This is a genomic window from Actinokineospora cianjurensis (assembly GCF_003663795.1).
GTDB lineage: Bacteria > Actinomycetota > Actinomycetes > Mycobacteriales > Pseudonocardiaceae > Actinokineospora > Actinokineospora terrae.
Map to the genome: position 1 here is coordinate 861,567 of NZ_RCDD01000002.1, position 20,120 is coordinate 881,686.

The following is a 20,120-nucleotide window of genomic DNA, read 5'->3' on the forward strand; positions in this document are numbered from 1 at the left end:
ACGACCCGTTGGCTTTCATGGGATCAGGGCGATCAGCAGCGGACGTGGGCGCGGAGGATCTTGGTGGTCTTGATGGGGGTGCCGTCGACCGGGGCGGGGTTGTCAGTGGTGGGCTGGATGCCGCCCGCGGCTACCTTGTCGAGGGTGGCCAGGCCGCGGGCGTCGACTGAGCCGAAGACGGTGTAGTTGGCGAGGAGGCGGGAGTCGCCGTAGACGAGGAAGAATTGGCTGCCGTTGGTGGCTGGGCCCGCGTTGGCCATGGCGAGCAGGCCACGGGCGTAGACCTTGCGGGTGCCGGTGGTGTCACCCGGCCAGGTGGGCAGGTCGGTGGGGAGTTCGTCCTTGTACTTGTAGCCGGGGCCGCCCTCGCCGGTGCCGGTGGGGTCGCCGCACTGCAGGACCTTGAGGGTCGGGTAGGCGGTGAGGCGGTGGCAGGTGGTGAAGTCGTAGTACCGGTGCTCGGCCAGGTGCAGGAAGCTCTGCACCGTGCACGGCGCCTTCGCCCGGTCCAGGGTCAGGCCGATGGCGCCCTGGCTGGTGGGCAGGTCGACCTTGACCGTCCCCCGGCTCGGGGTGTGCCGCGGGTCGCGGGGCAGGCCCACCGGGCGGGCGGCGGGGTCGTCCGGGGTCTCGGTGTACTGGCACGGACCCTTGGTCACCTTCGGCGGCTGGTCCGCAGCAGCCGAGGCGGCACCGGGAACGACCACGGCGGCGGACAACGCCAACGCCGCGATGACAACACCGCGGATGAGCACGGACGTCACGAGTTCCTCCTAGTCGGCGCCCGGGTATCGGGTGCCGACGGCGAGGGTAGGCCGTCGCGCCGTCACCAGAACAGGTGCGCGCGACGGCACCCCGGCACGGCCGAATGGCCCAAACACCCCGCGCCCCCACGGATTCCCGCAGCCTCCGCGACCCGACCACGCACCGCTGCGGCCGGGTCCACGGATCGCTACTTCGGCGGCGCGACGATCACGTCGGCGGGAACCTCGGCGTCGGTGCGCAGTGCGCCGAAGAGCTTCTTGGACTTGGCCTCGTCCCAGACGATCGCGGAGCCGACGCCCTTCACGCTCTTGGAGCCGCTGAACGGGACGGTCGTGGTCAACAACCCGTCACCCGCGCCCATGGCGAGGGCGAGGCTCGGGAGGTTGTGCAGGTGGTCGCCCTCGTCGAGGGTGATGGCGTCCGGCGCGCTCGCGAGCAGCGGGATGACGCGGAACGGGTTGATGAGCGTGCCGAAACTGGTGGCCTTGTCGGTCAGCGCCCCGATGAACGCGCGCTGCCGGATCACGCGGTCCAGGTCGGCGCGCGGGCCCTTACGAGTGCGGACATAACCGAGGGCGTTGGCACCATCGAGTTCCTGGCAGCCCGCGGGGAGGTTGATGCCCGCGAGCGGGTCCTCCATGGGAGCGTCCAGGCACATCTCCACGCCACCGACCGCGTCGACGACGTCGGCGAACCCACCGAAGCCGATCTCGATGTAGTGGTCCAGCCGCAGCCCGGTCTCCAGCTCGACGGTCTTGGCCAGCAGCGGCGCGCCACCGAAGGCGAACGCGGCGTTGAGCTTGTTCTGCCCCTTGCCGGGGATGTCGACCAGCGAGTCGCGCAGCAGCGACACCAGCGTCGGCTTGGTCCCGTTGTCCGGCAGGTGCATCAGCATGATCGTGTCGGTGCGCTTGCCCTTCGCGTCACCGGTGGCCAGCCGCGCCTCGTCCTCGGCGGAGAGCTCCTCGCGGCTGTCGGACCCGACGATCAGCCAGTTGGTGCCCGACCCCGCCGCGGGCCTGCCCTCGTAGTCGGTCAGCGCGGCCACGCGGTTGATCGAGGTCTCCAGGTACACCCACACCCCGCCGAACAACGCCACCACCACGGCCAACGCGATCAGCGCGATCCGGCCCTTGCGCCTGCGCCGACGCGGCGGCACCCCACCGGCGAACCCGGGCGAGCCGGGGCGGGCAGGCGGTCCAGGAGGACCGGACGGCGTGCGCGGCTGCTCCGGCTGGTAGGCGCGGGGCTGCTGCCGGGGCGGCGGCTGGGGCCGGTTCTGGTTCGGCTGCGGCTGGTAGGACGTCGGCTGGTACTTCGGCACCGGCTCCGGCCGGTAGGGCGGCGGCCGGTTGTCGGACCCGGGCTGCTCCATCTTCCTGGTCGGGTTGTAGCGCGGCCTCGGCTGCTGCCCAGGACCCATCCCTGAACTCATCGGAGCCCACCCACCTGGCGCGTCACAGACCGACCCCTCACCCGTGGGATTCTCCCACCTCACCCGTCAGGACGCGGGACGACCGGGATGGGTTGCCCACCGGCGGCGCACCGCGCGCACACCGTAGCCGGCGGGCCCCCACCAAGATCACCAGGGTCGAGGGTCAACGCCCGATCGACATCTGCCGCGCTCAGCCACCCACGGGACACCTACCGCCCTCAACGCCCGATGGACATCTGCCGCACCCCGATGTACCCGGACGCGAACCCCGCCTCGCAGTAGGCCAGGTAGAACTCCCACAGCCGCCGGAAGGTGTCGTCGAAGCCGAGCGCGGCGATGCCCGCCCAGTTGGCCAGGAACCGCTCCCGCCACTGCCGCAGCGTCTGGGCGTAGTCGAGCCCGAAGTCCCGGTACTGCCCGACCCGCAGGCCCGTGCCCACCAGCGACCGGTCGATCGCCTCCGGTGACGGGAGGATGCCGCCGGGGAACACGTACTTGTGGATCCAGGTGTAGCCGCCGCGGGTGGCGCGCAGCCGGTCGTCCGGGATGGTGATCGACTGCAGGCCGAACCGCCCGCCCGGCCGCAGCAGCCGGTCCACGGTCTGGAAGTAGGTGGGCCAGTACCGCTCCCCCACCGCCTCGATCATCTCCACGCTGACCACGGCGTCGTAGCTGCCGTGCGCCTCGCGGTAGTCGCGCAACAGCACCTGCACCCGGTCGGACAGACCCTCCTCGGCGACCCGCCGCTCGGCGAGGGCCTTCTGCTCGGCGGAGATGGTCAGCGAGGTCACCCTGGCGCCGCGCTGGGCGGCGCGGATCGCCAACGACCCCCAGCCGGTGCCGATCTCCAGCACGTGGCTGCCCGCCCGCACGCCCGCGTAGTCCAGGACGCTGTCGAGCTTGCGGTGCTGACCGGCGACCAGGTCGGTGGAACCGGGCTCGAACAGGGCCGACGAGTAGGTCATCGTCTCGTCGAGGAACTGCTCGAACAGCTCGTTGGACAGGTCGTAGTGCCGGTGGATGTTGTTGCGGGACCCGGTGAGCGTGTTCTCCTCCGCCTCCGGCTGGCGGCGGTCCACCAGCCTGCGGAACACCTGCAGCGGCGTCGGGATCAGCCGCGCCATCCGCGCCGAGAAGGCGGTGAGCAGTTCGGGCAGCATCGTCGATGTCCAGTCGCCGACCATGTACGACTCGCCGAAACCGATCTTCGAGTCGACGCCGAGGCGGTGGAAGAACGCCGAGGGCCGGTGCACCCGCATGACGGGCGACCCGGGGCCGCCCGCGCCGAGCCTGCGGCCGCCGGGGAACACGACGCGCACCGGCAGCGTGCGCACGGCGTGCTGGAACAGCGCCCTGGCGATGCGCGCCCTGGTGGGGTCGCACGGCGGGGTGAACAGGTCGCCCCAGTCGTGGGCGTCGTTGGCGGGGCGGGTGGTCAGCTCGGTCACTGGACTCCTTCTTGCCTGGCGTGCCGGGGGCGGCGGACCACGGGGATCCGGCGCAGCCACAGCGCGATGCCGTGCGCGCGGATCAGAGTGGTGACCCGCAGCGTCATCAGCGGTCGGCGCAGCACCATGCGCGCGACCTGGTTGGTGGTGGCGGGGCGGTGGCTCCCGGTGAGGGTCGCGGTGAACGGGACGGTTCCGTTCTGCCGCAGGGTGACCGTGAGGGAAAGCCGCTGCCCCGGCTGGGGTAACCGCATCTGGTAGTGGCCACCCATCTCGAGGAAGGGTGAGACGTAGAACTCCTTGTCGGTGTCCGCGCGCCCGGCCTCGTCGGTGCGCAGCAGGTAACAGTGCCGCTCGCCGTAGGTGTTGTGGACCTCGGCGACGACGCACTCCAGCGCGCCATCGGCGTCGTGCACCCAGTAGACGGTGAGCGGGTTGAACACGTGGCCGAGCACGCGGGCGTTGGCCAGCATCAGGACCCGACCGGTGACCGTGATGCCCTGCCCGGCCAGCCAGCCTGCCAGGTTGTCCTTGATGGACCGGTCGGGGTCGCCGAGGTGGTCGCGCGCCTCGAACCGGGCGAACGGCCGCAGCCAGCGGGGCAGCCGGGGCAGGTCGTCGAGGTCGACGTACCAGAGGTACACCGGGTGCTCGAAGGCGTTGTCGATCCGCTCCATCCGGACGTGCCGGACGGTCGCGTCGTAGAGCGCGGGGGTCATCCGTCCCAGCCAGACCCGAGGGACGCCGCCGCGCGGACGCCGGACAGGCAGCCGTCCTCGTGGAAGCCCCACCCGTGGTAGGCACCGGCGTAGGCGACGACGCCGTCGTTGAGCTCGGGCAGCCTGCGTTGCGCCGCCACGGACTCCGGGGTGTAGATCGGGTGGTGGTAGGTCATCCGCCGCAGGACGGACTTCTCGGCCACCAGGTCGGTGGCGTTGAGCGTGACCACGTAGTCCTCGGGCTCGGCTAGACCCATCAGCCGGTTCATGTGGTAGCTGACCTGCACCGGGCCGCCATGCGAGTCACACGTGGGCTTGAGGTAGTTCCAGGACGCCCTGGCCCTCTCCGTGCGCGGTAGGACTGACGGGTCGGTGTGCAGGATCGTCTCGTTGGTGGAGTACTCGATCGCGCCGAGCACCTCGCGCTCGTCGGCGGTCGGCTCGGCCAGCAGCCGCAGGGCCTGGTCGGGGTGGGTGGCGACCACGGCGCGGTCGAACCGGTGCGCGTGGTCGGCGTCGTCGCGGACCTCGACGTGGTCGCCGCGCCGGGCCAGCGCGCGCACCGGGGTGGACACCAGGACGGAGGTCACCTGCTTGGCGATGAGGTCCACATAGGTGCGCGAGCCGCCGACCACGGTCCGCCACAGCGGGGACCCGGTGACCGACAGCAGGCCGTGGTTGTCCAGGAACCGGAACAGGTACCGCGCCGGGTACCGCATGCTCAGCTCGGGCCCGGACGACCACACGGCGGACACGACGGGGATGAGGAAGTGGTCCACGAAGTACTGGGAGTACCCGCCGACCACGACGAACCCGCGCAGGGTGAGCTCACCCGGGTCGTCGGCGCGCAGGACCCGCTTGGCGTGCAGGTGGAACCGCTTCACCTCGGCCAACATGGCCAGGTAGCGCGGGTGCAGCAGGTTGCGTGGTTGGGCGAACACGCCCGGTAGCCCGCGAGCGCCCGCGTACTCCAGGCCGCAGCCGTCGCAGCGGACGCTCATCGACATCTCGGTGTCCCTGGTCGCCACGCCGAGCTCGCCGAACAGTCGCAGCAGGTTCGGGTACGTGCGCTCGTTGTGCACGATGAACCCGGTGTCGACCTGGGTGGTGCCGCCGTCGGGGGTGGGCACGTCGTGGGTGTGCGCGTGCCCGCCGACGCGGTCGTCCGCCTCGAACAGGGTCACGTCGTAGCGGCGTTGGAGCAGGTAGGCGGCGGTGAGGCCCGCGACCCCACTCCCGATGACCGCCACCCGCCGTCTGTCGCCACCGGCCACTGCTCCTCCTCCCGGTCGCCGCTAGAGCGGCACCCGCAGCCCTCCGGGTGAGGGCTGTCGCATGGCGTTCGTAATCCGGGGGTCCCCCGGTTGGGTGGCGAAGGCCCCGAGGACAAAACCGGTGACCAACTCGGTCCACTGGTCGGCGCGGCGCAGCATCGCGTGCCGCTCCCCGCGCACGTCGAACCGGGCGACCCGCTCGGTGATCGTCTTGGCCCGGCGGGCGTAGTCGTAGGACAGCCGCGGATCGGTCATCCGATCGAGGACGCCGTGCGCGATGAGCACCTCGCGATTGGCCAACTGCTCGACCGGCTCACCCTTGGGCGTCCACGGGGCGAGCGCGCACACCCCGACCACGGACGGGTCATCGGCGACCCGCAGCGCGACCCGGCCACCCATCGAATGCCCGACCAGCAGCACCGGGACCTCGCCGTGCACGCGGCGGACCTCGTCGAGGGCCCACCTGGCGTCCTGGACGGGGTGCAGGTCGGGGGCGTTCCAGCCGCGGTAGCGGTTGCGCACCAGCCAGGCCGCGATGCCGTACTCGGCGCCGACCCTGGCGATGGCCTTGGCGAAGGGCACCATCCGCAGGTAGGCGAGCTGGTGACGGGCAACCCGGCCGTGGCCGTGCTCACGGCCGCCGTGCAACACGAGCACGACCGCACGGACAGCGCCGGGGTCCGCCCCGTACACGGTGATCTTCGGCACGGGGCCGGTCGCTGGGGTCCTCGGGTGGCTCGCGGGGGTCACAGCAACATCTTCGCGCAAACACGCGATTCGGCTTGGTGGGAGAAAGCCACCGACAACGAGGTCAACGGATCGTGGCCACCGAATCGCGGTCGGTGGGATCGCGATTGGTGGATCGCGGTGGGGACGCCGGTCGGTGGGAGCCCGGTCGGTGGAGCGCGGAGGGGACGCCAGTCGCGGTCACGGTGCCAGCGCCGGTTGGGGTGCCGGTAGCGGCAGAGGCGCCAGTCGCGGTCGGGTGTCGGTCGGTCGAGGGCGTCGGTCGGCGAGGGGCGCGGGCGCGGCCGAGGTGCCGGTCGCATTCGAGTACCGGTCGCGGCCAGGGTGGTGGTCGCGGCCAGGGTGGTGGTCGCGGCCAGGGTGGTGGTCGCGGCCAGGGTGGTGGTCGCGGCCAGGGTGGTGGTCGTGGTCGGAGTGCCGGGCGCGGGCGGGGTCGAGGGTGTCGGTGGCGGTCAGTAGCCTGCCGCGGTGGGTGAGCATCGGCAGATCAGTACCGGGGTGGGGACCTTCGACGCGGTGGGGGCGGGGCCTGCCTCTGGTCGGCCGGTGTTGTTGCTGCACGGGTTCCCGCAGGCGGCGATCGCGTGGGAGCACCACGTCGATGTGCTCGGGCACGCCGGGTTGCGCGCGGTCGCCTTCGACCAGCGCGGCTACTCCCCCTCGGTGCGACCCGACGACGTCGCCGACTACCAGGTGGATGCCCTCGTCGGCGACGTGCTCGCGGTGGCCGACGCGGTCGACATGCCCGAGTTCGACCTGGTCGGCCACGACCTGGGCGCGGTGGTGGCCTGGCACCTGGCCGCGGCGCACCCCGAGCGCGTCCGCACGCTCACCGCGGTGTCGGCGCCGCACCCGGCCGCGCTCGCGGCGGCGCTGCGCGAGGACGAGGACCAGCGGATGCGGTCGCAGCACGTGCCGGTCCTCAAGGAGCGGTCGGCCGAGCGCCGGTTGCTCGCGGACAACGCGGCGGCGTTGCGGCAGCTGTTCGAGTGGCGGGTCCCGCGGTCCGAGGTCGACGAGTACGTCTCGCGGCTTTCCGAGCCGGGCGCGCTGACCGCGGCGCTGAACTGGTTCCGGGCCGAACGGTGGAACGTGCTCCCCGACCCGGTGGCGGTGCCGACGATGTACGTGTGGGGCGGCGAGGACGTCGCGGTCGGGTCCACGGCGGCGCTGAGCTGCGGCGCTTGGGTGAATGGTCTATACCGATTCGAACTGGTGGACGAGGCGTCGCACTGGGTGCCGCAGGAAGCTCCCGACCTGATGGCGGGCCTGCTACTCGATCATCTGCGGTAGCTGCCTCTAGGCTGCCGCCATGGCGGTTTCCGGCGGTGCGCGCGTGGCGGGGCTGGTGCTCGCCGCGGGTGGCGGCAGGCGCTTCGGCATGCCCAAGGCGCTGGCCCCCTACCGCGGTGGACTGCTGGTGCAGCACGCGATCCTGGCGTTGGCCGACTGCGCGCCCACAATCGTCGTGCTCGGGGCGGGCGCGGAGCGGGTACCGCCGCTGCCCGCGACCGTCGTGCACAACGAGGTCTGGACCACCGGGATGGGGTCGTCGCTGCGGCTGGGTCTCGCCGCGCTCGACGGCACCGGGGCCGACGCGGTCGTCGTGCTCCCCGTGGACACTCCCGGTGTGACCGCCGCCGCGGTCGCCAGGCTCGCCGCCCACGCCGCGCCGGACGCGCTGGCACGGGCCACCTACGCCGGGGTTCCCGGACACCCGGTCCTCATCGGACGCGCGCACTGGGCGGGGGTCGCCGAGTTGGCCGTCGGCGACACCGGCGCGCGGCCCTACCTGGCCGGGCACCCGGTCGTCGACGTCCCGTGCGGGGACGTGGCCGACGGTGCCGACGCGGACCGTCCCGAAGATCTCGACTGACCACGATACGAGGAGGCACCATGCCGGAAGACGTCTACGGCGACCAGGTTCTGACGCACCTGGCCAAGGTCGGCGCGCACAACGCGGACGCGCTCGACGACGTGTCCGACCTCGTGCTCGCCTGCGTCCGCGCGGACGGGCTCGTGCTGACCGCGGGCGCGGGGCACTCGCTGGCCGCGGTCGCCGAGACGTTCTTCCGCGCGGGTGGCCTCGCCTGCGTGCGGCCGCTGTTCACCGAGGAGCTGCAGGTCTTCGGCGGGGCGCGGCGGGCGACGGCGGCGGAGCGGCGACCGGGGCTGGCCAGGTCGGTGTTCGGGCTGGTGACCCGCACCGGGCACGAGGTGCTGTTCGTCTTCTCCAACTCCGGGATCAACCACTACCCGGTCGAGCTCGCGGTGACCGCGCTGGAGGCCGGGTGCCCGGTGGTGGCGGTGACCTCGCCGGTGGCCTCCGCCGACACCCCGCCGCGGGCGGGCACGAAGCTCTCGCTCAACGCCACCATCATCCTCGACACCCTCACCGGCCCCGGCGACGTGAGCTACCCCGAGCAGTCCCCGGTGACCGCGTCACTGTCCACGTTGAGCAACGCCTACCTGTGGAACCAGGTGCTGGCCAGGGTGTTCGACAAGGCCGCCGCGGCGGGCGTCGACCTGCCGCTGTGGCGCAGCTCGAACGTGGAGGGCGGCGACGCGGCCAACGCGAGCCTGCTGGAGCGCTACGGCGACCGCGTCCCGCAACTGGGCTGATCCCTCCCGCCACCCACCCGCCCGGGACTAGTCGCGGGGGTCCCACTTGGTGTGGCGCAGGCCGAGCGCGGCGGCCACCACGGTCCAGACCACCAGGGACGCCAGTGGGCGCAGGACGTCCTCACCGCCGACCAGGGCGGCGATCGCCCCGCCCGGTAGCGCGGTCGCCCACGGGCTGCCGGTGGTGAGGGCCCAGATCGCGCCGCCGAGCGCGGCGAAGAAGAACGGCGCGGTGGTGATCTGCGCGGCCTCGGCGGAGGCGGTGAACGCGGCGGTGAGCAGTCCGACCGCCGCGTTCACCGCGACTCCCCCGACGATCGCGATGACCAGCCCCAGCGGGTTGCCCGGCACCGGCGCCCCGGCGGCGAACACCACGCCGGTCAGCAGCACGCTCTGGGCCAGGCCGATGACGGCGAACGGCGAGAGCACGCCCGCGAGGATCGCCAGGTCCGGCAGCTCCCCCGCCCGGAACCGCTTGAGCGAGAGATCTTGGCGGCGCGCGGCGATCGCGGCTGTCGAGCTGATGTAGACGCTGAGCGCCTGCGCGCCGACGAGCAGCATGGTGATCGCCAGGTCCCAGTCCTGCTCTCCGGAGCCGAACAGGAACATCGCGGCGAACACGATCGGCAGCACCAACACCATCGACGCGGTGGTCTTGTTGCGCAGCAGTTGCAGCACCTCGGCGCGGGCGAGCGCGATGACCGGGTTCATGCCGTGGCCCCCTTGTCCTGGACGTTGTGGAAGACCTCGGTCAGCGACGCGTGCGTGGCGCGCAACCGGGCCAGTTGCAGGTCGCGGTGGGCGGCCCAGGCCAGCAGCACGGCCAGGTCGTCCTGCAGGGCGCGGGTGCGGATCTCGACCCGGCCCGCGGCGAAGGCGTCGCGGTCGAGGGTGCCCGCGACGGTGGGCAGGTCGGCGGCGGTGACCCCGGGCGGGACGACGAACCCGATCCGGGACGCCTCCCGCTCCAGCACGTCGACCAGCGTGCCGCTGACCGCGACCCGGCCCTCGTGCATGATCGCCAGCCGGTGCGCGAGGTGCTCGGCCTCTTCGAGGTAGTGGGTGGTCAGCAGCACGCTGGTGCCGCGGGCGACCATGTCGCGCACCAGCGCCCAGGTCCGCCTGCGCGACTCGGGGTCGAGGCCGGTGGTCGGCTCGTCGAGGAAGAGCAGTTCGGGTTCGCCGAGGGTCGCGACGGCGAGGTCGAGCCGCCTGCGCTCTCCGCCGGAGAGGGCATTCACCCGCACGTCGGCGCGGTGGTCGAGCCCGACCGCGGCCAGCGCCTTGTCCACATCGGAGGGTCGGGAGGTCAGCGACCGCCACAGCCGCAGGGTCTCGACGACGGTCAGCGTGCCGCCCGCGCCGCTGTCCTGCAGCAGCACCCCGGTGCGCGGGCGGATCCGCGCCCGGTCGGCGTCGGGCCGCAGGCCGAACACCCGCACCGTGCCCTCGCTGGGCGCCCGCAGCCCCTCCAGCACCTCCAGGGTGGTGGTCTTGCCCGCGCCGTTCGTGCCGAGCAGCGCGAACAACTCCCCCTCCGCCACGTCGAGGTCCACCCCGCGCACGGCCTCGAACGGCCCGTAGCGGCAGTGCAGCCCCCGCACCTCGATCACCGGTTTCCTCATGCCCCGGAGTCTGCTCGAACCGGGCAGCGGGCGGATAGCGCCACCGATCAGGTGTACCCGGGAGATTCGGCACGTCCCCGGCGTGACAAATGTCAGGACTACCACCGGGCCCCGGCGGTCGGGTCGCGGTGTCCCCTACATTCACCGTGTGGACCGACTGTCGCGCAACCTCATGGACCGGGTGCGGCGCTACATCCTGGTCTCGCTCATGGTGGCGGTGGTCTTCGTCGCGCTGCTCCTGGCGCTGGACCTGGTCGGGCTGCGCCACAACGCGCCGACCGCCGCGCTGCTCGCCCCCGCCGCCGCGCTCGGCCTCGTCCAGTACGTGCGGATCAGCGGGTTCAGCATGCCCGGCCTGCGCACGGCGACGGCGCGGCGCGGGGAGGTGGCGGTGACGATCGCGGTCACCCTTCTTGCCTGGTGGGTCGCCGTGGCGCAGGAGCCGACGGGGTTCGGCTGGTCGCTGCCGTGCGCGCTGGTGCTCGCCGCGTGGCTGCCGATGGTCGAGACCTGGTGGCGCTGGCCGCTGTCGGTGGCCGCCGGTCTGGCGGTCGCGGTGTCCGGCCTGGTCGCCGGTGCGGTGGCCGGGCAGCCCGCGCCCGAGGGCGCCGCGGTGTCGGTGGTGGTCGTGACCCTGACGGTGCCGTTCTTCACCTTCTGCAACTACCTGCAGGTCTGGCTGTGGTCCATGGTCCGCCAACTCGACCAGGCCCGGCGGGTGGCAGGCGAGCTCGCGGTGGCCGAGGAACGCCTCCGCTTCGCCGCCGAACTGCACGACATCCAGGGCCACCACCTCCAGGTCATCGCCCTCAAGGGCGAACTGGCGGCCCGCTTGGTGGGTCACGACGACGCGGCGGCCCGGGCGCAGGCGACCGAGGTGAGCGAACTGGCCCGGACCGCGTTGCGGGAAACCCGCGCGGTGGTGCACGGCTACCGGCGGTCGAGCCTGTCCACGGAGATCGGGAACGCGGTGGACATCCTGCGGGCCGCGGGAATCAACGCGACTGTGCGAGGTAGCGCTACCGACGTGCCGCCGCCACTACAGCCACTGTTCGGGATCCTGGTGCGGGAGGGGACGACGAACATCCTGCGCCACAGTGCGGCTGGAGAGTGCTCGCTGACGATTGATGTGGACGGTGGCCGGGTGCGGGTAGTGCTGTCGAACGACGGGGTGGAGCCTCGGGTATCGACACCGGGCAGTGGCTTGCAGAGTCTGCGGGAGCGCTTCGCCGTCGTGGGCGGGACGGTGCGGAGCGAACAGGAACCGGGCACCTTCCGCCTGATCAGCGAGGCGGCGGTTCCGTGATCCGGGTGGTGTTGGCCGATGACGAGGACCTCATCCGGGGGGCGTTGGCGGCGTTGTTGGAGTTGGAGCCGGACATCTCCGTTGTCGCGCAGGCCAGTGATGGGGCGGCGGCGGTGGCCGCGGTGGGGGTGCACTCGCCGGATATCGCTGTGCTGGATCTGGAGATGCCGCGGTTGGACGGGATTGCCGCGGCGGCGGAGATCGGGGCGGGGACGGCTGTGGTGATCGTGACGCGGCACGCTCGGCCGGGGGTGTTGCGCAGGGCGTTGGCCGCCGGGGTGCGGGGGTTCGTGCCCAAGACGACCCCAGCCGCCCGGCTCGCCGCGATCCTGCGCGATGTCCACGCGGGCGCCAGGTACGTCGACTCCGAGATCGCCGCGAGCGCGCTGACCGAGGACGCCTGCCCGCTGACCGCCCGCGAGCTGGAAGTCCTCCGCCACACCAGGACCGGCGGCTCCGTCCTGGACATCGCCGCCGCCGTCCACCTGGCTCACGGCACCGTCCGCAACTACCTGTCCTCCGCCATGACCAAGCTCAACGTCACCTCCCGCCACGACGCCGCCCGCCTCGCCTGGGAAGAAGGCTGGATCTAGCCGCTCAGCTCGCCGTGGGGGTCGGGTCGTCGGTGAACTGGGTGCGGTAGAGGGTGGCGTAGCGGCCGTTGGCGGCGAGCAGGTCGTGGTGGGTGCCGCGTTCGGTGATCGAGCCGTTCTCGACGACCAGGATCAGGTCGGCGGCGCGGATCGTCGACAACCGGTGGGCGATGACCAGGGCGGTGCGGTCGCGCAGGGCGTCGGCCAGGGCTTCCTGGACCGCTGCCTCCGATTCCGAGTCCAGGTGCGCGGTGGCCTCGTCGAGCACCACCACCGAGGGCCGCGCCAGCAGGAGCCTGGCGATGGTCAGCCGTTGGCGCTCGCCGCCCGAGAGGCGGTAGCCACGTTCACCGACGACGGTGTCGAGGCCGTCGGGCAGCGCGTCGACCACTGTGGACAGCCGGGCGGCGGCCACCGCGGCGCGGACCTCGGTCTCGGTCGCCGAGGGGTTGGCGTAGCGCAGGTTGGCCATGATCGTGTCGTGGAACAGGTGCCCGTCCTGGGTGACCACCCCGACCGCGGCGCGCAGGTCGGCGAACGACAGGTCGCGCACGTCCACACCGGACAGCCGGACCGCGCCGGAGTCGACGTCGTAGAGCCGCGGCACCAGCCCGGCGATGGTCGACTTGCCCGCGCCGGAAGGCCCCACCAGGGCGACCAGCTGCCCGGGCGAGGCGCGGAACGACACCCCGTGCAGCACCTCGTGCCCGCCGCGCTGGTCCAGCACCGCGACGTCCTCCAGCGACGCCAGTGACACCTTCTCCGCCGCCGGGTACCCGAACCGCACGTCGTCGAACTCCACCGACACCCCACCGGCGGGCAGCGGCACCGGCCGCTCCTTCTCGGCCACCATCGGCGTCAGGTCCAGGACCTCGAAGACCCGCTCGAACGACACCAGCGCCGTCATCACGTCCACCCGCACGTTGGCCAGCGCGGTGAGCGGCGAGTACAGCCGGGTCAGCAGCAGCGCCAGCGCCACCACCGTGCCCGGCGCGATGCTCCCGGTCAGCGCCAGGTACCCGCCGAGCCCGTAGACCAGGGCCTGCGCCAACGCCGACACCAGCTGCAACCCGGTGAGGAACCAGCGGCTCGCCATCGCCGTGCGCACCCCGATGTCGCGCACCCGCGCGGCCCGCGCCCCGAACTCCGCCGCCTCGTCCGCGGGTCGCCCGAACAGTTTGACGAGAGTCGCGCCGGGAGCCGAGAACCGCTCGGTCATCTGCGTGGTCATCGCCGCCGACAACCCGGCCGACTCGCGTTGCAGGTCCGCCATCCGCCGCCCCACGCGCCTGGTGGGCAGCACGAACACCGGCAACATCACCAGCGCGAGCACGGTCACCTGCCAGGACAGCGTGAGCATCACCCCGAGGGACAGCACCAACTGGATGCTGTTGCCGACCAGACCTGACAGCACCGAGGTGAAGGTGCGCTGCGCCCCGATCACGTCGTTGTTGAGCCTGCTGACCAGCGCGCCCGTCCTGGTCCTGGTGAAGAACGCCACCGGCATCCGCTGCACGTGCTCGAACACCGCGCGGCGCAGGTCGTGGATCAGCCCCTCCCCCACCATGGACGACTGCTTGCGCTCGGCCAGCCCCAAACCGGCGCCGACCACCGCGAGCCCCGCGATCGCCACCGCCAGCCACACCACCGCCGACACCGCGTGCCGACCCACGATCTCGTCGACCACCCGGCCCGCCAGCAGCGGCGTGGTCACCCCGAGCGCCGAGGACACCACGGTCAGCACCAGGAACAGCGCCAGCCGCGGCCGGTGCCGGGCGCTGAACCCCCACACCCGCCGCACCGTGCCCGGTCGGATCCCCTTCGGCGCGTCGGCCGCCCGCACCGCTCCCGCCATCAGCCTGCGCGGACTGTCCACGCGTCCCCTCTCCTCGCCGTCCGGTGTCGACCGGACGCCGTTGTGCAACGCCGGGCCACACCGGGACGTTCCCCAACTCCAGCAGGCCCACCCCTCGGCCCCGACACCGGTGCCGGATCGGTGCTCGGTAATCTGGGAACAACGGCGCGAGGAGGACAGCGGAGGCTATGCAGGGTGCTCCCGCGCGTCGAGCGCTCTGGCTGGACCTCGCCCTCTACGGCGGCGCCCTCGTCTTCGCCGTGATCACCGCGTTCGCCTCGGAGTTCTACGGCTACCGCGTGTGGGGCAACTTCGCGATCGCCGGGTACCTGGCCGCGCTGCTCGTCACCGCGTGGATCGCCGTCACCGGACGGGGGTCCCGGTGGCTACCGGTGTGGGTGACAGCCGTGGTGGCGACCGTGGCACCGTTGCTGTACCTGGCGTTGCGGCGGTCGCCGACGTTCACCTGGGGTCCGTGGCCGTGGTCGTTCCCGGCGCAGCCGGAGGTCTGGGTCATCGAGCGGTCCGCGCGGGACCTGTTCGCGCACGGCACCCCGTACACCGACCTGGCGACCCTCGGCCGGGCACCGCACCCCGACGACTACACCCCGTACGGCCCGTCGATGACGGTGTTCGGGTTCCCGCGCGCGCTGTTCGGCGACCACCCGCTGACCGACGCCAGGGTGGCGTTCCTGCTGGTGACCGCGGGCGCGCTGCTGCTCGCCTGGTACGCGCTGGGCAAGCCGCTGCTGCCGGTGCGCGCCGGGCACCTGGTCGTGGCCAGCCCGCTGACGGCGCTCACCCTCGCCGCCGCCGGGGACGACGTCGCCGTGGTGGCGCTGATCGTGGCCGCGGCCGCGCTCGCCTACCGCGCCGACCCGGCCAGCGCGTGGGGCGCGGGCGCTCTCGGCGCGGTGCTGGTGACCATGAAGTTGACCGCGTTGCCCGCGGTCGCGGTGCTCGCCATCGGGGTCGCCGCCACCCGGGGGTGGCGGGCCGCGGGCGCGTTCACCGCCGCGCTCGTCGTGGTCGGGTCGGCCGTGGTGCTCCCGGTGCTGCTGGCCGACCCGACGTCGTTCGTCGAGCACGTGGTGAAGTTCCCGGTCGGCCTCGGGCAGGCGTCCTCGCCCGCGTCCAGCCCGCTGCCGGGACACCTGGTCGCCGGGCTCGGGCCGGTCGGGCACGCCGTGGCACTCGTCCTGTTGGGACTGGCCGCCGCCGCCACGGCGACCTGGGTGCTCGTCCGTCCACCGAGGACGGCGGGGGACGCGCTGGCGTGCACCGCGGTCGGCCTCGGCCTGGCGATCGTGCTCGCGCCCGCGACCCGCTGGGGCTACCTGGTGTACCCCGTGGTGCTGGCAGGCGCCGCCATCGCGGCAGGCCGGGCCCAGGACCGGGGTGGACCGGCCCGGGTGGGAACCGGGGTGCCCGCACCGGCCGATCGCTCCGGTGTGGACAGCCCGCCGGGTGGACCGCGCACGGCCTGAGCCGACGCCGCCGCACCCAGGCGGGGTTTACTTCTTCTTCGTCCGCGTCGCTCCGCCTCGCCCGCGCAGCGTCACGCCGGACTCCGAGAGCACTCTGTGCACGAATCCATAGGAACGGCCGGTGCTTTCCGCGAGCGCCCTGATGCTGGCGCCCTTCTCGTACTTCTTCTTCAAGTCGGTGGCGAGCTTGTCGCGCAGGGCGCCGGTGATCCGTGCGCCTTTCTTGAGGTCAGCCACGTTGTCCGCCTTCCGTCACGTGTGGCCGGGGCCACGGGTGGCCCCTACCGCCGCAATGATCGAACACCGCCGCGCGAAATGCCAGACGAGACGCGCAAATGGTTGCCGCCGCCGCTGATCACCGGCGGCGGCACCACTGGGACTCAGCGTGATCTGTGAATACAAGATCCCAGCAAAACGGCCAATTTCAGGCCAGCTGAACGAGTTCGAGGTACTCGGCCGACCAGTGGTCCTCGCTGCCGTCTGGGAGCAGGATCACCCGCTCGGGTTCCAGTGCCTCGACCGCGCCGGGGTCGTGGGTGACCAGCACGACCGCCCCGGAGTAGCGGCGCAGCGCGTCGAGCACCTGCTCGCGGCTGGCCGGGTCGAGGTTGTTGGTCGGCTCGTCGAGCAGCAGGACGTTGGCGGCGCTGGAGACCAGCCCGGCCAGCGCGAGCCTGGTCTTCTCGCCGCCGGAGAGGGTTCCGGCAGGCTGGTCGAGCTGCTCACCGGTGAACAGGAACGTGCCCAGCAGCGACCGCAGTTGCTGCTCGCCGGTGTCGGGCGCGGCGTGCCGGATGTTGGCCCACACGCTGGCGGAGTGGTCGAGCGTCTCGTGTTCCTGGGCGTAATAGCCCAACCGCAGGCCGTGACCGGCGATGACCTCGCCCGAGTCGGGGGTCTCCATGGCGCCGAGCAGCCGCAGCAGGGTGGTCTTGCCCGCGCCGTTGAGGCCGAGGATGACGACCCTGGAGCCCTTGTCGATGGCCAGGTCGACGCCGGAGAAGATCTCCAGCGAGCCGTAGGACTTGCTCAGCCCCTCGGCCAGCAGCGGGGTCTTGCCGCAGGGCGCAGGCTCGGGGAAGCGGATCTTGGCGACCTTGTCCGACTGGCGGACGTCGTCGAGGCCGGAGACCAGCTTCTCGGCGCGCTTGATCATGTTCTGCGCGGCGACCGCCTTGGTGGCCTTGGCGCGCATCTTGTTGGCCTGCTCCATGAGCACGCCCGCCTTCTTCTCGGCGTTGGCCCGCTCGCGCCTGCGGCGCTTCTCGTCGGCGGCGCGCGCGTCGAGGTAGCGCTTCCAGCCCATGTTGTAGATGTCGACCTCGCCGCGCATGGCGTCGAGGAACCACACCTTGTTGACCACGTCGCCGAGCAGTTCCACGTCGTGGCTGATGACCACCAGGCCGCCGCTGTGGCCCTTGAGGAACCCGCGCAGCCAGGTGATCGAGTCGGCGTCGAGGTGGTTGGTCGGCTCGTCGAGCAGCAGGATCGTGCCGGAACCGCCGCCAGCGCCCGCCTCGGACGCGGCGAACAGGATCCTGGCCAGCTCGACCCGGCGGCGCTGACCACCCGAGAGCGTGCGCAGCGGCTGGGCGAGCACCCGGTCGGCCAGGCCGAGGTTGGAGCAGATCCGCGCGGCCTCGCTCTCGGCGGCGTACCCACCGAGTGCGGAGAAGCGCTCTTCCAGCCGCCCGTACTTGCGGACCGCGTTGTCGCGGACGGAGTCGTCGGCGTGCTCGGCCATGGCCGTCTGCGCCTTCTCCATCTCGCGCAGCAGTTCGTCGAGGCCGCGCGCGGAGAGCACCCGGTCTTTCGCGGTGACCGACAGGTCGCCCTCGCGGGGGTCCTGCGGCAGGTAGCCGAGTTCGCCGGTGCGGCGCAGGTCGCCGCCGTAGGGCTCGCCCTCGCCCGCGAGCACGCGCAGGGTGGTGGTCTTGCCCGCGCCGTTGCGGCCGACGAGGCCGATGCGGTCCCCGGCCTGCACCCGCAGGGAGGCGTCGGAGAGCAGGATGCGCGAGCCCGCGCGCAGTTCGAGGTCAGTTGCGGTGATCAAGGGGGAGCTCCGTGGGTGCGGTGGTCGTGGGCAGGGGTGATCCGCTCGCGTGCCGTGACCCGCGAGCCCACTGGCCCATCAGTCGGTGAGCACAGCCCTGCCCGCTCGATCCCCTTCGGTGATAACCACGGGACCCAGTCTAGCCGCGCCGCGCCACGGGTTTCCCGCCGGCTAGAGTCCGACCATGGGAACAGCCGAGTACGCGGGCAGGGCGGCGCTGGTCACCGGGGCGAGCCGGGGCATCGGCCTGGCCATCGCCACCGAGCTGGCCCGCCGGGGCGCCGCGGTCGCCATCAGCTCCCGCAAGCAGGCCGACCTGGACGCCGCGGCCGCGTCGGTCGTTGCCGCCGTGCCGGACGCGCGGGTGCTGGCGGTGGCGGGCAACACCGGGCGCGACGAGGACCGCGAGGCGGTGGTGGCGCGCGTGGTCGCCGAGCTGGGCGGGCTGGACGTGCTGGTCAACAACACCGGCATCAACCCGGTGCACGGGCCGCTGGTGGACGCGGACCTCGACGGGGTGCGCAAGATCTTCGACACGAACGTGGTCGCGGCGCTGGGGTTCGTGCAGCTGGCCTACCACGCGTGGATGGCGGAGCACGGCGGCGCTGTGATCAACATCGCCTCGGTGGCCGGGCTGCGGTCGTCGGGGGTGATCGCGGCGTACGGGGCGAGCAAGGCGGCGCTGGTGCGGCTCACCGAGGAACTGGCGTGGCAACTCGGCCCGGGGATCCGGGTGAACGCGGTCGCGCCCGCCGTGGTGAAGACCAGGTTCGCGACGGCGCTGTACGAGGACCGGGAGGAAGAGGCCGCGGCGGCCTACCCGATGAAGCGCCTGGGCACACCGCAGGACGTCGCCGAACTGGTCGCGTTCCTGTGCTCCCCGGCGGCGTCGTGGATCACCGGGGAGACGGTGCGGGTGGACGGCGGCCTCCTGGCCACCGGCACCCTGGGCTAGCTGCTCGGCGTGGGGACGGGCGTCGGGTTCGGCGTCGGGAGGACACTGGACGGCGACGGCGCGGGCGGGGTGTTCGGCCGCCTACCGCGCTCGGGCGGGAACCCGGGCTGCCCAGGCCGGTCGACACCGGGCCCACCGTGGCGACCGGGCCCGACCTGCCACGAGTGACCAGGCCCGCCGTGCCGCCCCGGGTGGTCCCCGGAGTTCCCGATCGCATACCCCACGATGCCACCGACGAGCAGCAACACCGCACCGGCCAACCCGGCGACAAGCACACTTACCGTCCGCCGCGAATCGATGACCACCTCGGCCGGTGGCCCCTCGACCCGCGCGGGTTCCGGCTCGGGCACGGCAGCAGGCGGCGCTTGGTCGCGAACGGGCTCAGGAGTGGACTCACCAGGGGACGGGGTCGTGCTCATGCCGCACACTGTCCTCCCCGAACCTGTGTGCCCGCTGTGAACGCCCGGTCCTGCCGGTCCGCCGACAGCCCGGCGCTGGGCGGTCGTGAGGTCAGGCGGGATCGCGGACGATGATCTCCACTGCGAAGACTCGCTCGGCGGCGTCGTCCAGGACTGTGCGGCGGGGTTCTGGGATGTCGAGGACGCGGGGGGTGGCGAGGGCGAAGACCGGGGCGAGGGTGCGGTCGGCGCGGAGGGTGTCGAGGGCGTGGCGGTCGCCGCCGAGTGTTGTGGCGGTGAGGTCGGGGAGGCGGGGGAGCAGGACCTCGGCGATGTCGTGGGCGGCGGCCTCGATGGCGTGCCTGGCTTGGCCCTCGCGGCGTCTGGCGAAGCGTTGCTGGGACCAGCCGCCCGCGGCGCTGCGGCCCTGGACGAGGTGGCGGTCGGTCCGCGAGACCAGGACGCGCCCCGGCTCGGCCACCCCGAGGCTGTGCCCGCCGAGGCGCACCAGGATCAGTCCCACCCGCCGCGGGACGGCGAGGTGGTCGAGGAAGCCGCCGATCGCCAGGCCCGCCCACTCCCCCACCGCGACCAACGGCGGGAACGGCACCTCGGCACTCGCGGTGGCACCGTCGGCCGCCGTGCACACCACGGTCGTGGCCCCGAGGGACGTGTGGGTGACACCGTGGTGGCGGTCGCCGAACCGAGTGAACCAGCCCGCCACCCGCTCCACCGGCACCTCGACCGCCCGCCCACCCCCAGCCACCACCCGCGTCCTGCTCATACCGCCCCACGCTACGGCCCAACCGCCCCCAGGACACCGAACAGCACCAGTCCG

At 72.6% G+C, this 20,120-nt stretch carries 21 protein-coding genes; 8 read left to right on the forward strand and 13 right to left on the reverse strand.

Annotated features, from left to right (window positions below):
* Positions 1-32: 32 nt before the first annotated feature.
* From CLV68_RS18400 to CLV68_RS18425, 6 genes are all read right to left on the reverse strand, one after another.
* A complete protein-coding gene (locus tag CLV68_RS18400) occupies positions 33-749 on the reverse strand; it encodes a peptidylprolyl isomerase (protein WP_121392385.1) in 717 nt (238 codons plus the stop codon).
* Between the two features lie 203 nt (positions 750-952).
* Positions 953-2,200 carry an LCP family protein gene (locus CLV68_RS18405; protein ID WP_121392061.1) on the reverse strand — a complete coding sequence of 416 codons (1,248 nt, stop codon included), beginning with the start codon at positions 2,198-2,200 and terminating at the stop codon, positions 953-955.
* A gap of 218 nt (positions 2,201-2,418) precedes the next feature.
* Positions 2,419-3,648 (reverse strand): SAM-dependent methyltransferase, encoded by a 1,230-nt coding sequence (locus tag CLV68_RS18410; RefSeq protein WP_121392062.1) that lies wholly within the window; start codon positions 3,646-3,648, stop codon positions 2,419-2,421.
* Positions 3,645-4,367: a DUF1365 domain-containing protein gene (locus tag CLV68_RS18415; RefSeq protein ID WP_121392063.1), complete on the reverse strand. Its 723-nt coding sequence runs from the start codon at positions 4,365-4,367 to the stop codon at positions 3,645-3,647. Before CLV68_RS18415 ends, CLV68_RS18410 begins: the two co-directional genes overlap by 4 nt.
* Positions 4,364-5,641, reverse strand: a complete 1,278-nt coding sequence (locus CLV68_RS18420; protein WP_121392064.1) for an NAD(P)/FAD-dependent oxidoreductase — start codon at positions 5,639-5,641, stop codon at positions 4,364-4,366. The genes CLV68_RS18415 and CLV68_RS18420 overlap by 4 nt, the downstream gene beginning before the upstream one ends.
* Positions 5,642-5,662: 21 nt before the next feature.
* Positions 5,663-6,391, reverse strand: a complete 729-nt coding sequence (locus tag CLV68_RS18425) for an alpha/beta hydrolase (protein WP_246009954.1) — start codon at positions 6,389-6,391, stop codon at positions 5,663-5,665.
* A gap of 324 nt (positions 6,392-6,715) precedes the next feature.
* On the opposite strand from CLV68_RS18425, the gene CLV68_RS35690 reads away from it, so the two are divergent.
* Genes CLV68_RS35690 through CLV68_RS18440 form a run of 4 tightly spaced genes read left to right on the forward strand, consistent with a single transcriptional unit; the run spans position 6,716 to position 9,010 of the window.
* The gene (locus CLV68_RS35690) at positions 6,716-6,847 is read left to right on the forward strand and encodes a hypothetical protein (protein WP_281274673.1); all 132 of its coding nucleotides are present in this window, start codon (positions 6,716-6,718) and stop codon (positions 6,845-6,847) included.
* A gap of 9 nt (positions 6,848-6,856) precedes the next feature.
* Complete coding sequence (locus tag CLV68_RS18430; RefSeq protein ID WP_121392065.1) at positions 6,857-7,681, forward strand: alpha/beta fold hydrolase; 825 nt, start codon at positions 6,857-6,859, stop codon at positions 7,679-7,681.
* 19 nt (positions 7,682-7,700) lie between these two features.
* Positions 7,701-8,264, forward strand: a complete 564-nt coding sequence (locus CLV68_RS18435) for a nucleotidyltransferase family protein (protein ID WP_121392066.1) — start codon at positions 7,701-7,703, stop codon at positions 8,262-8,264.
* A gap of 20 nt (positions 8,265-8,284) precedes the next feature.
* On the forward strand, positions 8,285-9,010 hold the full coding sequence (locus tag CLV68_RS18440) for a sugar isomerase domain-containing protein (protein WP_121392067.1): 726 nt from the start codon (positions 8,285-8,287) through the stop codon (positions 9,008-9,010).
* Between the two features lie 27 nt (positions 9,011-9,037).
* Here CLV68_RS18440 and CLV68_RS18445 read toward each other — a convergent pair whose 3' ends face one another.
* Positions 9,038-9,721: an ABC transporter permease gene (locus CLV68_RS18445; RefSeq protein WP_121392068.1), complete on the reverse strand. Its 684-nt coding sequence runs from the start codon at positions 9,719-9,721 to the stop codon at positions 9,038-9,040.
* A complete protein-coding gene (locus CLV68_RS18450) occupies positions 9,718-10,635 on the reverse strand; it encodes an ABC transporter ATP-binding protein (protein ID WP_121392069.1) in 918 nt (305 codons plus the stop codon). The genes CLV68_RS18445 and CLV68_RS18450 overlap by 4 nt, the downstream gene beginning before the upstream one ends.
* Positions 10,636-10,783: 148 nt before the next feature.
* On the opposite strand from CLV68_RS18450, the gene CLV68_RS18455 reads away from it, so the two are divergent.
* A complete protein-coding gene (locus tag CLV68_RS18455; protein ID WP_246009955.1) occupies positions 10,784-11,941 on the forward strand; it encodes a sensor histidine kinase in 1,158 nt (385 codons plus the stop codon).
* The gene (locus tag CLV68_RS18460; protein WP_121392071.1) at positions 11,938-12,534 is read left to right on the forward strand and encodes a response regulator transcription factor; all 597 of its coding nucleotides are present in this window, start codon (positions 11,938-11,940) and stop codon (positions 12,532-12,534) included. The genes CLV68_RS18455 and CLV68_RS18460 overlap by 4 nt, the downstream gene beginning before the upstream one ends.
* 4 nt (positions 12,535-12,538) lie before the next feature.
* Here CLV68_RS18460 and CLV68_RS18465 read toward each other — a convergent pair whose 3' ends face one another.
* The gene (locus CLV68_RS18465; RefSeq protein WP_425454867.1) at positions 12,539-14,389 is read right to left on the reverse strand and encodes an ABC transporter ATP-binding protein; all 1,851 of its coding nucleotides are present in this window, start codon (positions 14,387-14,389) and stop codon (positions 12,539-12,541) included.
* Between the two features lie 188 nt (positions 14,390-14,577).
* Here CLV68_RS18465 and CLV68_RS18470 point away from each other — a divergent pair, with 188 nt between their 5' ends.
* Complete coding sequence (locus CLV68_RS18470) at positions 14,578-15,876, forward strand: glycosyltransferase 87 family protein (protein WP_121392073.1); 1,299 nt, start codon at positions 14,578-14,580, stop codon at positions 15,874-15,876.
* 27 nt (positions 15,877-15,903) lie between these two features.
* Here CLV68_RS18470 and CLV68_RS18475 read toward each other — a convergent pair whose 3' ends face one another.
* A complete protein-coding gene (locus CLV68_RS18475; RefSeq protein ID WP_092780245.1) occupies positions 15,904-16,113 on the reverse strand; it encodes a helix-turn-helix domain-containing protein in 210 nt (69 codons plus the stop codon).
* 187 nt (positions 16,114-16,300) lie between these two features.
* A complete protein-coding gene (locus CLV68_RS18480) occupies positions 16,301-17,929 on the reverse strand; it encodes an ABC-F family ATP-binding cassette domain-containing protein (RefSeq protein WP_092780247.1) in 1,629 nt (542 codons plus the stop codon).
* 184 nt (positions 17,930-18,113) lie between these two features.
* Here CLV68_RS18480 and CLV68_RS18485 point away from each other — a divergent pair, with 184 nt between their 5' ends.
* Positions 18,114-18,884, forward strand: a complete 771-nt coding sequence (locus CLV68_RS18485; RefSeq protein ID WP_121392074.1) for an SDR family oxidoreductase — start codon at positions 18,114-18,116, stop codon at positions 18,882-18,884.
* On the opposite strand, the gene CLV68_RS33420 is transcribed toward CLV68_RS18485, so the two are convergent.
* Together CLV68_RS33420 and CLV68_RS18490 are read right to left on the reverse strand one after the other, a co-directional pair.
* On the reverse strand, positions 18,881-19,303 hold the full coding sequence (locus CLV68_RS33420; RefSeq protein WP_147460060.1) for a hypothetical protein: 423 nt from the start codon (positions 19,301-19,303) through the stop codon (positions 18,881-18,883). The two genes, CLV68_RS18485 and CLV68_RS33420, sit on opposite strands and share 4 nt — an antisense overlap.
* 91 nt (positions 19,304-19,394) lie before the next feature.
* On the reverse strand, positions 19,395-20,066 hold the full coding sequence (locus CLV68_RS18490) for an acVLRF1 family peptidyl-tRNA hydrolase (protein WP_121392075.1): 672 nt from the start codon (positions 20,064-20,066) through the stop codon (positions 19,395-19,397).
* Between the last annotated feature and the right edge of the window lie 54 nt (positions 20,067-20,120).

What these genes read in the sequence shown, in the direction of transcription:
- CLV68_RS18405 (WP_121392061.1), bottom strand. Translation starts at nt 2,200, where the DNA reads ATGAGTTCAGGGATGGGTCCTGGGCAGCAGCCGAGGCCGCGCTACAAC.
- CLV68_RS18415 (WP_121392063.1), bottom strand. Translation starts at nt 4,367, where the DNA reads ATGACCCCCGCGCTCTACGACGCGACCGTCCGGCACGTCCGGATGGAG.
- CLV68_RS18435 (WP_121392066.1), top strand. Translation starts at nt 7,701, where the DNA reads ATGGCGGTTTCCGGCGGTGCGCGCGTGGCGGGGCTGGTGCTCGCCGCG.
- CLV68_RS18440 (WP_121392067.1), top strand. Translation starts at nt 8,285, where the DNA reads ATGCCGGAAGACGTCTACGGCGACCAGGTTCTGACGCACCTGGCCAAG.
- CLV68_RS18445 (WP_121392068.1), bottom strand. Translation starts at nt 9,721, where the DNA reads ATGAACCCGGTCATCGCGCTCGCCCGCGCCGAGGTGCTGCAACTGCTG.
- CLV68_RS18450 (WP_121392069.1), bottom strand. Translation starts at nt 10,635, where the DNA reads ATGAGGAAACCGGTGATCGAGGTGCGGGGGCTGCACTGCCGCTACGGG.
- CLV68_RS18465 (WP_425454867.1), bottom strand. Translation starts at nt 14,389, where the DNA reads ATGGCGGGAGCGGTGCGGGCGGCCGACGCGCCGAAGGGGATCCGACCG.
- CLV68_RS18470 (WP_121392073.1), top strand. Translation starts at nt 14,578, where the DNA reads ATGCAGGGTGCTCCCGCGCGTCGAGCGCTCTGGCTGGACCTCGCCCTC.
- CLV68_RS18485 (WP_121392074.1), top strand. Translation starts at nt 18,114, where the DNA reads ATGGGAACAGCCGAGTACGCGGGCAGGGCGGCGCTGGTCACCGGGGCG.
- CLV68_RS33420 (WP_147460060.1), bottom strand. Translation starts at nt 19,303, where the DNA reads ATGAGCACGACCCCGTCCCCTGGTGAGTCCACTCCTGAGCCCGTTCGC.
- CLV68_RS18490 (WP_121392075.1), bottom strand. Translation starts at nt 20,066, where the DNA reads ATGAGCAGGACGCGGGTGGTGGCTGGGGGTGGGCGGGCGGTCGAGGTG.